Genomic DNA, 8,187 nt, shown 5'->3' on the forward strand with positions numbered 1-8,187 from the left:
ATGTAGTCGTCGGCAGGGCGCAAGAGGATGTCCTGGCTGTTGCCCTGCTGGATGATCGAACCGTCGCGCAAGATGACGATCTGGTCACCGAGCCGCAGCGCCTCATCGAGATCATGGGTGATGAAGACGATGGTCTTCTTCAGTTCGGTCTGCAGATCGAGCAGCATGGTCTGCATATCGGTCCGGATCAGCGGATCGAGAGCCGAATAGGCCTCGTCCATCAACAGGATCGAGGCATTGTTGCTGAGTGCGCGGGCAAGCCCGACGCGCTGCTGCATGCCGCCGGACAGTTCGTCCGGATAGCGCTGCTCAAAGCCGGCGAGGCCGACGCGTTCGATCCAGCGCATGCCGATGTCACGGCTCTTCGCCGCCTCGACACCGCGCACCTCCAGTCCGAACGTGACGTTGTCGATGACGGACCGGTGCGGCAGCAGTCCAAATCTCTGGAACACCATCGCTGTGTGGTTGCGGCGGAACTCGCGCAGCTCCAGCTCCGACATTCCCAGAACGTCGCGCCCGTCGATCATGATCGAGCCAGATGTCGGCTCGATCAGCCGGTTGATGTGGCGGATCAGCGTCGACTTGCCTGAGCCCGATAGCCCCATGACGACCTGGACCTTGCCCGCCGGCATGGAGATGTTGATCTTGTTCAGCCCCAGAATGTGGCCATGCGTCTTGCCGAGTTCGGTCTTCGACAGACCGTTGCGGACCGCATCGACGTATTTCTCCGGAGATTTGCCGAAGATCTTGTACAGGTCACGGATTTCGATTGAGGCGTTGTTGCTAGTCATGAGCTGCACCCCGATGCTTCTGCAGCCGGTGGCCATAGGCCTGGCTGATGCGGTCGAAAATGATCGCGATGCCGACAATGGCAAAGCCGTTGAAGATGCCTTGCGTGAAGTACTGGTTGGCGATGGCCTGGAGAACGTTGAGGCCGAGCCCCTGCACGCCGATCATCGAGGCGATGACCACCATGCCGAGCGCCATCATGATGGTCTGGTTGATGCCGGCCATGATGGTCGGCATGGCGAGCGGGATCTGTACCTTCCAGAGCTTTTGCGAGCGCGAGCAGCCATAGGCGTCGGCGGCCTCCAGCACCTCCTTGTCGACCAGGCGGATGCCGAGGTCGGTGAGGCGGATGATCGGCGGGATGGCATAGATCACCACCGCGATGAAGCCCGGCACCCGGCCGATGCCGAGCAGCATGACGACCGGAATGAGATAGACGAAGGGCGGCATCGTCTGCATGACGTCGAGCACCGTGTGCATGACCGCGCCGACGCGCTTGTAGCGGTTCATCAGGATGCCGAGCGGAATGCCGATGGCGATGGCGAAGATCATCGCGGTGAAGACAAGCGAGATCGTCTTCATCGCGTCCTGCCACAGGCCAAGGAGGCCGATGGCGATGAGCGTGCCGACAACGGCGGCAACCACGGCCCAGCGCCGTGCCGCAAACCAGGCGATGACCGCCAGGGCGAGCACGACCAGCGGCCAGGGCGCGTTCGAGATGGTGCTTTCGAAGAAGACGAGAACGCGCAGCAGCGGATAGAAGAAGTCTTCGATCGCCTGACCGTAGCCGCGCGTCAGCGCCTTCAGGGCGCCGTCGATAGACCGCTTCACCGCAAGCAGGAATTCAGGGTCGAGTTGAGGGAATCTGAAAAGCCAATCCATATCGCGATGCCCTATTGTGAGTGCGCCATTGGGGACACATTGCCGGCCATAGGCCGAGAGCAGGGAACAAAGGCTACGCCGGCGGACCGAGCCGCCTAGGTGGAGGCCTTGAATACGCTCAAAGCCTCCGCCCGCCGATTGCCCGATTTAGAGCGCGGCTTTGACCTTTTCGGCGACGTCAGCCGGGACCCACTTGGTCCAGACTTCCGGCATGTTCTTGATGAACCACTTGGCGCCGTCCTCGCCATTGGCCTGGTTGTCGGTCATCCACAGCATCACCTTGCCGACTTCAGCCTGGGTCCAGCTGCGCTTGGCGAGGTAGTCCTTGACCGGGCCGACGTCGTCACGCTGGGTGAACTTGCTGCTGGCCAGCGTCACCATCTCAGCCTGTTTCCAGTAGTTCGGCTTCGGATCCGGACAGTCCTGCTTTGACGTGCAACGCGCCCACTCGGCATCGTCATGAGCCATTTCGAGGCGCACCATCGGATACTTCACCAGAAGGGATGTCGGTGCCCAATATTGCGCGAGGAATCCCTGCTTCTGTTCATAGGCTTTGGAGATGACGCCATCGAGCGCTGCCGCCGAACCGGTGGGGACCAACTCGAAGCCCTTCTTGTCACCCTCAATGGCCTTGTAGAGCTGCGCCGTCACGACCGTGTCGCCCCAACCTTGCGGGCCCTGGATAACGCCGCCTTTCGAGGGGTCTTCCGGAGCCGGGAACAGCTCCGGATGCTTCATGGCGTCGTCGACGGTCTTGATATCGGGATGCGCATCCGCGACATATTGGGGAATGTACCAGCCGGAAACCTGCCCGTCGCTGATCGCCGTGCCGATCTGGCTGATCCGCCCCTCGGCGGCGCCCTTGATATAGACGTCACCGAGCAGGCTTGGCGTCGATTCCGAAGAAATGTCCGGCTGGCCCTTCTCGATCATCGCGGTGATCGTCGGCACGGTGTCGCCCGCAACCGTCGTGGCGTTGCAGCCGTAGCCGTTCTTCAGGATGAACTGGTCGACATTGGACATTGCCTCGGCCGACTGCCAGCTGAAGACCGCCAATGTAACGTCGCCGCAAGCCGCCTGTGCGGCACCTGCGGTAAGCAGCGCTCCGAGGGCAACGGCAGGAAATAGTAGTTGTCTCATTTTGTTCTCCTCATTCTTCGCGTGGCTTATTGACAGACCGACACCGAACCCACGCCGCCCGGCGAAACTGAACTAGCAGGGTGATGCAGAAGGCGTTTCATCGTCTCCCGATTGTGCCTGCAGCGACGCCGCCTACCCGGACGTCGCGGATCGGCCCGCCCTCCACTCGCGAACCGCCATCCGCACCTTTGCCCCGATCGACGTGATAGGTTGAGGCGCCACGGTTCGCCGGCAGGAAGGTTGCGAAGACTTTGGCTTTCTGGCTCACGATCAGGCCGCCTCGCGTTCGACGAGGGTGCCGAGCGCCCGTCGCAGCGTCGCTACTCTGTCGGCGGGGAGTGCGCGCAAAGGCTTGCGGGGACTTCCGGCGCCATAGCCGACCAAGTCTGCCGCGGCATAGACCGACTGCACGTAGTCGCCCTCCCAAAGGAGGGACATGACATGCTCTAGCGACGCCCAGATTTTGCGCACGTCAGCCCAGTCTTTTGAGGCTGCCGCTTCAACCAGGGCCACGGTTGTCCTGGGCGCAAAATTTGCTCCGCCCCATATCAGGCCGCTGCATCCCGCGTAGAGGGCATAGGCCACCAGGTGGTCGGCGCCATTCATGACCGGAAGGCCGGTGCGAATGAGCGAAGCCTGCTTGCCGAGATCGCCGCCGCTATCCTTGACCGTGCAGAAGCCTGGAATCGCGCACAGTTCCCTCAGCAGCGAGGGCGTGATCGCAACGCCCACCGCCTGGGGCACGTTGTAGCCGATGATCGGCAGTCCGCCCTTTGCGGCCTCCGTGTAGAAGTCGACAATGCCCCGGTCATCCGTTGGGCCTTCGAAGAAGGGCGGCAGCACCATCACCCCATCGGCGCCGCAATCCTTGGCGTGGCGGGTCCGCTCGACAACATCTTCGACGAGCAGCGCGGAGGTCTGCACAATGATCTTGGCGCGCCCGTTGATGATCTTGGCGCCCTTTTTGACCAGAGACTTCGACTCGTCCGCCGACAGGTAGGCGTGCATGCCCGTGCCCGAGCTCAGAACAAAGCCACGTATGCCGGCCGCGATATAGCGCTCGATGTTTTGCTCGAGCCTGCCGAGATCGATGCGACCTTGCGCGTCGAATGGCGTGGCAATCGCGAGGTTCAATCCTGAGAAAGGGAAATCGGACATGTTCATGCAGGCTTCCTGTCCCGGAGCGGCCGTTTCCGACCAATGCGTCATCCGGCCAAAGGAGAACCGTCTGAGAACTCTCCTGAGAATCCTCAGCGCCCGAAACCCGGTCGATCGCATTTGATGGCGCGCAAGATTGCACACCGGCGTGCCGGAGTCAACAAATTGTATTTTTTGCGTACACAAATCTTATAATTGGATAACACAATGCTGATGCCTTCTGAACCGAACCGCCGTCCGTGGCCGGAGGTGCGATGACAAGGCGCCGGGACAGAGCCGCAACCGCGCGGCGTGACAGAATCAGAGCGAAAAGGGCAGGCATGCCTCGATGACGCCGCATGCTATGCGCACTGGCGGCTATTGGGAGTCTCGCGAGCGTGGCGCCGCAGCCGACCAACAGCCCCAGACAAACCATAACGTGGCAGAATGGAAGGTTTTTCAGAAGGACAGAGCGCAGCCGTCAGGAATCGCCGACCAGGGCATCCGCCTTCAAGCCTTGAGGTGCGATGAACATCTCCATGGTCTCGCGCGACAGTTCCCAATGCTCGAACACCAGGTCGACGACGGCGTTCTCATCATGACGGCCAATGGCCGAGATGAAGCCGTCATGGTGTTCGACGGCGATCCCCAAGCGCCGACGCATGTCATCATTGCGGGGCCGGAAGAAGGTGTGGCCGATACGGGCGTGATCGATCAGCAACCTGCCGAGGCTCGGCTGAAGATAGGCATTTCCGGACATCTCGCCGATGATCTCGTGAAACCTATTGTTCTCGACCACCATCGACAGTGCGTCGCCCGACTTGCTCGCGGCGCGGAAACGCTCCTGCGTGTCTTTCAGGTCTACCAACTGCGAAGGCTTGAAGTTTTGCACCGCCAGCCGGCCGATGGCGGCGTAGACCATGGGAGCGACGAGGAAGAACTGCCGAAGGGTCGAGTGATTCATCGGAACGACCCGGGCACCCCGGTTGGCGCGAATTTCGATGTAGCCTTCGCCCTCCAATCTGCGGAAGATTTCCCTCACCGGAGTGCGCGACAGGCCGTAGCGCTCGCTTAACGCTACCTCGTCCAGATCCTCGTCCGGATCGAGTTCCATCGTCAGGATGCGACGCTTCAGATCGTCGTAAAGACTGCCCTTGCTTCCCTTCATCGCGCACCTCAGAATCAACCCTGCCAGTCGATCATACTTGGCACTCCTGAAGAGAGTCGCACGCACCTGTGGGCGTGTCAACGGATTGTATTTTCTTGGTACACAATTTTTGGACGAGTGGATCGACGGCTCTCGATGGGAGCTATCAGCCGATCGCGTAAGCAACGGTGGCTCGCAGAGGGGCCAGAAGGATTTTTCCTTCGAATGCCATAAGCCGGCGTGACCAGGCTGTCTGAGCTAGGAAATTCTTAGCAAGATCAAATACTTAAGCCGATGGTACCGTTGGCTGGGATCGAACCAGCGACCTCCGGATCCACAATCCGGCGCTCTAACCAGCTGAGCTACAACGGCACGTCTGCCGGAGCGCGATCCAGGGGAAGCTCTGCTCTCCAGATCCGCTCTGTCGTTCGGCGATGCGTCCAATACGGACTATCGGAGCGTAATTCAAGGCCCTTGATGAGGCAAAGGCGGGTTCTGCGAACCGCGCCCGGTTTTCAACCAGCCAATTTCGGGCAAAAGAAAAGGCCGGCGGGAGGAGGTGCCGGCCTTTTCCTGTTACGAGCCAGCGGGAGGAGGTGCTGGCTGGTCATCCCGGAGAGCAGAGGGAGGAGGTTCCGCCCGCCGGGTATTCGCTTGGACAACTCTATCGCACATCTATTTGTCTGATAAAATGCGACGTTTTGATGCATCGCCGAGTTATGCGAAGATATTAGGCGGCCTTGATGTCCTTCAAGGCCTTCTCGAAAGCGGTCTTGATCGGCTTGGAGACGTCCTCGGCAGCCTTGGAAGCGACGGCCTGGAATTCCTTGGCCTGCTCGACGGCCAGTTCGGCACGCTTGCGCAGGAATGCGGTCTGCAGCTCGACGACTTCCGACAGCGACTTGGCGCTGACCAGGGCTTCGAGATGCGAGAAGCCGGCGTCGGCATTGGCGCGCAGCGCGGCGATGGTCTTGAGCGACAGGTCGCCGGAAACGGTCTTGGCGGTCTCGAAGGTCGACTCCAGAACCTTCTGGGTCTCCTCGGCGCCGGTCTTCAACTTGGCATAGGCTTCCTTCGACTGCTCGACGCCCTTCTCGGCGAAGGCGCGGATCTGGTCGGTGGCCTTGGAAGCGTCGAAGCTCGGGAATTCAACGTTCTCGATGGTCTCGGCGGTCTTGATCTTGGACATTTTCCATCCTTTTCGCGGGTAGCGGCTTTGACAGAAAGCCGTCTCGTTCATGTATGATGGCAATATAGAGGTTTTTTTGTGCATTGCAACATCTTTGTTGCAGTGCACCATCAGAATCTTCCCCGCCGTTAACCAAGCGCTCAGAGATTTCGCCCGCCGCACGCCCTGGCTTGTGGACCTTCGCACCGCCCGCTTTTATTAACAAAGCGTTAACTGAAATTGCCCGCCGGAGGGATTCGCCAAGCGCATGCCGCCCGAAAACTATTCCTTCCTCGACGTTGCCGTGCTCGATGCGGTCCGCCAGCGCTTCGCCGCCGGCGATGCGATCGCCATATTGTCGGCCGACCTCGAACAGGTGATCTGGGCCAACGGCCCCGGAGCGGCGGTGTTCGGCTATCCGGACATCGAGGGCATCATCGGCGCCTCGGCGCGGCTGCCGCTGATCGCCAGGCGCCAGATCATGGCGACCAGCGGTTTTCCGCAGATCGGCAGCGACCGGGCCATCACGCTGCGGCTGGCGACCGGGATGGTGAGCCGCGCCGTCGGCTTCCTGGCCAGCGCGGTGGCGATGCCAGACGGCGAGAAAGCGATCATGCTCACGGTGCCCGCGGCGCAGACCGGCTCGCGCAGTGCTGCAGAGATCGCCAGCCGCGCCATTGGCGGCTTCACCGAGGACGGCCATTTCATCGCCTTCGTCGACGCAGCGGGCAAGGTAGAGGCCGCCTCCGACGGTTTTGCGGCGCTGGGCATCCTGCCCGAGACGCTGGCGGCGCTGGTCGCAGACGTAGCCGATGACAGCGACCGCATCGTCAAGCGCCTGGTCCCGGGCGGCAGCAATTCCTATCCGGCCGGCCTCGCGCGGCTGACCGAAACGCGCCACTTGCTGGTGGTCATCGACGAAGCCCAACTCGACGAAGAGCGGCCGGGTGAGCCGGGGGGCGACGCTCCGGCAGCCGCGGCATTGCCGGCGGAGGCGCCTTCCGCTGTGCCGGAGGCAAGGCAGGAACCTTCGCCCACGACGCCGGACGTGATGGCCGAGTCCACGCCGGAGGTGGCCAAGGGCGTTGCCGTCCCTGCCGGCGGCCCAGTTGCCGGTCCGACTGGACAGAGCCCGAAAGCGGCGGTGGGCGACCGGGCGACGGCCAGCGAGACGCAGCCGCAGCACGACCATTGGTACTTCAACGCCGGCGGCGATGAGGCACGGCATCAGGACCATGCATCCGGCAAGGCCAAGGCGGCGTCACCAGCCGAAGCGCCTCGGCAGGCCGCCGCCGCGCCAACGGCCGCGCCGGCCGCCGGGCGGACGATCGATCGGTCGGCGCCGCCGCTGCGCTTCGTCTGGCGCACCGATGCTGACGGCAAGTTCAGCGCATTGTCGGCCGAATTCGCCGAGATCGTCGGCAAGCCCGCCGCCGACGTGATCGGCCGCCGCTTCAAGGATGTGGCCACCACTTTCGGCCTCGATGCCTCGGGCGAGATCGCCGGCCTGCTCGAACGCCGCGACACGTGGTCCGGCCGCTCGGTGCTGTGGCCGGTTGCCGGCACCGATCTCAAGATACCGGTCGACCTGGCGGCGCTGCCGGTCTATGGCCGCAGCCGCGCCTTCGAGGGTTTTCGCGGCTTCGGCGTTGCCCGGGCCGGCGACGCGGTCGTCGATCCGGAAGCCATCGGCATGGCGCTTGTCCCCAATGGCGGGCCGCTTGCCGATGGCGAGCGGCCGGCGCCGAGCGAACCGGCCGTCGAGGACACTGTCGCGGAAACCCCGAAGCCAGCCGACCCGTTCAAGGGCGAAGTGCCGGCGCTGACCATCGTGTCGAAGCCGGAGCGGCGTTTCGCCGACAAGGTGATCCGGCTGGCCGAGCACCGGCAGCCGGCCAACGACAAGGGCCTGTCGACGCTGGAA

At 62.5% G+C, this 8,187-nt stretch carries 7 protein-coding genes and 1 tRNA gene; 1 reads left to right on the top strand and 7 read right to left on the bottom strand.

Translation table 11 applies throughout. The annotated features are described in order from the left end of the window. The 7 genes from EN745_RS24385 to EN745_RS24415 all read right to left on the bottom strand — a co-directional run. Positions 1-791: ATP-binding cassette domain-containing protein (locus tag EN745_RS24385; RefSeq protein ID WP_189363148.1), on the bottom strand; the 791-nt coding region annotated here is incomplete at its 3' end. Next, entirely contained in the window at positions 784-1,671 is an 888-nt protein-coding gene (locus EN745_RS24390; protein ID WP_127422460.1) for a proline/glycine betaine ABC transporter permease, read from the bottom strand. The genes EN745_RS24385 and EN745_RS24390, both read right to left, overlap by 8 nt. 147 nt (positions 1,672-1,818) lie before the next feature. Further along, the gene (locus tag EN745_RS24395) at positions 1,819-2,811 is read right to left on the bottom strand and encodes a glycine betaine ABC transporter substrate-binding protein (RefSeq protein WP_126056445.1); all 993 of its coding nucleotides are present in this window, start codon (positions 2,809-2,811) and stop codon (positions 1,819-1,821) included. Between the two features lie 270 nt (positions 2,812-3,081). Further along, positions 3,082-3,969, bottom strand: coding sequence for a dihydrodipicolinate synthase family protein (locus EN745_RS24400; protein ID WP_127422461.1), 888 nt, complete (start codon positions 3,967-3,969; stop codon positions 3,082-3,084). 460 nt (positions 3,970-4,429) lie between these two features. Beyond that, complete coding sequence (locus EN745_RS24405) at positions 4,430-5,116, bottom strand: GntR family transcriptional regulator (RefSeq protein ID WP_127422462.1); 687 nt, start codon at positions 5,114-5,116, stop codon at positions 4,430-4,432. A 274-nt stretch (positions 5,117-5,390) separates the two neighbouring features. Continuing rightward, a tRNA-His gene (locus EN745_RS24410) sits at positions 5,391-5,467 on the bottom strand. 358 nt (positions 5,468-5,825) lie between these two features. Continuing rightward, positions 5,826-6,284, bottom strand: a complete 459-nt coding sequence (locus EN745_RS24415; protein WP_126056446.1) for a phasin — start codon at positions 6,282-6,284, stop codon at positions 5,826-5,828. Positions 6,285-6,531: 247 nt separating this feature from the next. Here EN745_RS24415 and EN745_RS24420 point away from each other — a divergent pair. Then, a partial coding sequence (locus EN745_RS24420) for a PAS domain-containing protein (protein ID WP_245487822.1) occupies positions 6,532-8,187 on the top strand: 1,656 nt, incomplete at its 3' end.

Origin of the sequence: Mesorhizobium sp. M4A.F.Ca.ET.022.05.2.1 (genome assembly GCF_003998845.1) — a bacterium.
Taxonomy (GTDB): Bacteria; Pseudomonadota; Alphaproteobacteria; order Rhizobiales; family Rhizobiaceae; genus Mesorhizobium.

What these genes read in the sequence shown, in the direction of transcription:
- EN745_RS24405 (WP_127422462.1), bottom strand. Translation starts at nt 5,116, where the DNA reads ATGAAGGGAAGCAAGGGCAGTCTTTACGACGATCTGAAGCGTCGCATC.
- EN745_RS24415 (WP_126056446.1), bottom strand. Translation starts at nt 6,284, where the DNA reads ATGTCCAAGATCAAGACCGCCGAGACCATCGAGAACGTTGAATTCCCG.
- EN745_RS24390 (WP_127422460.1), bottom strand. Translation starts at nt 1,671, where the DNA reads ATGGATTGGCTTTTCAGATTCCCTCAACTCGACCCTGAATTCCTGCTT.
- EN745_RS24400 (WP_127422461.1), bottom strand. Translation starts at nt 3,969, where the DNA reads ATGTCCGATTTCCCTTTCTCAGGATTGAACCTCGCGATTGCCACGCCA.
- EN745_RS24395 (WP_126056445.1), bottom strand. Translation starts at nt 2,811, where the DNA reads ATGAGACAACTACTATTTCCTGCCGTTGCCCTCGGAGCGCTGCTTACC.